The sequence below is a fragment of the Clostridium sp. DFI.1.208 genome (assembly GCF_024463855.1).
Lineage (GTDB): Bacteria > Bacillota_I > Bacilli_A > Erysipelotrichales > Erysipelotrichaceae > Clostridium_AQ.
The window spans coordinates 1-1,879 of the sequence record NZ_JANGCA010000133.1; the positions used below are offsets into that span (position 1 = coordinate 1).

The 1,879-nt window shown below is 39.5% G+C and carries 2 protein-coding genes; one reads left to right on the forward strand and one right to left on the reverse strand.

The window, feature by feature from the left end; genetic code table 11:
• Positions 1-428, reverse strand: a 428-nt coding sequence (locus NE665_RS23585) for a helix-turn-helix transcriptional regulator (protein ID WP_256176678.1), incomplete at its 3' end; no start/stop codon positions are given.
• Between the two features lie 547 nt (positions 429-975).
• Here NE665_RS23585 and NE665_RS23590 point away from each other — a divergent pair.
• Positions 976-1,879 (forward strand): replication initiation factor domain-containing protein (locus NE665_RS23590; protein WP_256302676.1); only part of this gene is annotated, 904 nt, incomplete at its 3' end.

Below are 1,879 nucleotides of genomic sequence, written 5' to 3' on the forward strand. Positions count from 1 at the left end.
TTGATTTCCATAAGTTCTTCTAACTCCGTAACCTCATTGGTAATGTAGTTATGGATATACTGTATGAGTTTGGTTTCCATGTAAAATCTGCATTCTTTTTCATCATTGAAAAATTCATTTTCAGACAAATAATCTAAGGAAACATTGAAGTCCTGTTCCCGTTTGATAATATCCATGATATATGGCTCGGTGTGGTCAATATACTTCCATTCTCCCGACAATAATTCATTGGGCGTTACACCCAGCACGTCCATTATCTTCTCTAACGTATCAAAGGTAGGATAATTCACACCTCGTTCAATTTTGGAAAGGCTCTGCATATTGATACCGATTTTGTCCGCAAGTTCCTGTTGTTTCATTCCTCTGTGTTTTCTTATGGTCTGTATGTTCTCTCCTAAGAAACTGATTTTCTTTTCATAATGCTCCATAACTTAGTATAACCGCTCCTTTCGTTGCTTTTCTTGGTATTTATAAGCATATCATACTTAATATACATCTAAAAGTCAACAAAAACTTCTTGACAAGTAATTCTAATGGCGTTATTATCGCATCAGATAGAGTGATTAAGCACTCTAGGGTCAATCACACGCTTGAGTAAGCACAAAAAATATGTATTTTCACTTTGATAGCATGAATAAGCATGGACTATCAGACCGAAAACAAGGTTTCTGACTGGGGCTGTTCCGTTTAGCCACGAGCCTTACAAGGCTCGTGAGCGTTAAGAACGGGGCAGACACAGGAAGAAAGGGAACGCCTTTAGGCGTTCGTAAAGGGCGTATATGTAACACCGCCCTGCGTATACATGTCATAGTACCTAGAAACTGTGATAAATAAAGGAAAAAACACAATTTTTACCCCGCAAAAAAACGGGGCATACGAAAGGAGAAATGCACTATAACTACACACAAAAATTTATCCGTTAAGATTGATTACATCAGCATTGTATTTGAAACGGCAACCGCTGAAGATGTAATCATGCACATTTTAGATTTACCGACTGACATTTTCAATGTTTATCCAGCAACGATAAAATTCAAGACTTATCAAGCACGCTGGCAGATTGGAGATATTTATGTATCGGGGGACGCAAGAAAGACAGAGGACAACCCACAGGGGCTAGGCTGTTATCTTGTTATGACTGGCAGAGGTTGTGATGATATTTTCCGTATTCTCGACAGTAGGAATTATACCTTTGGGGATATGTTCCGACGTTGTGAGCGAAGATATGGACTGGATAATTTCCACTTCACAAGGCTTGATATTGCCATTGATGATAAGAACGAAAAACCATTCTTTACCATAGAGCAGATAAAGAAGAAATGCGAAAAAGAGGAATTTATCTCGAATAGTGAGGGCTACCACTTTGACGAAAGCAAGTTTGATGATTTCGACACCGCAAAGACCGTTTATATCGGTGCTGGTAAATCGGGATTGTCCTACCGCTTTTATGATAAAGATAAGGAAGTCTGTTCAAAACATAATAAGACACTTGATGAAGTCGGCAGTTGGAAACGGACAGAAATGCAACTGCGTGATGATAAGGCTCATGCTTTTGCCATGACATTCAAAGACAGACCGCTGGAACTTGGGGAACTGACTTTCGGGCTATTGGCAAACAATCTACGCTTTATCGTGCCAAACAGAAATGAAAGTAATAAGAGCAGATGGAAAACGTGTCGGTTTTGGGAACGCTTTTTAGGGGCTGTGGAAGTCTTAAAACTGCAAATACCGAAACTACATAATTCTCTTGAAGAAACACAGCAATGGCTCACAGAGGGTGGCGTGATTTCCGCTGTGAAAAGTTTTTACTTCTTGGAAGAACATGACGCATTAGGTGGACTGGAAAAAGTGGGAACTATGCTTGATAAGGCAAGATACA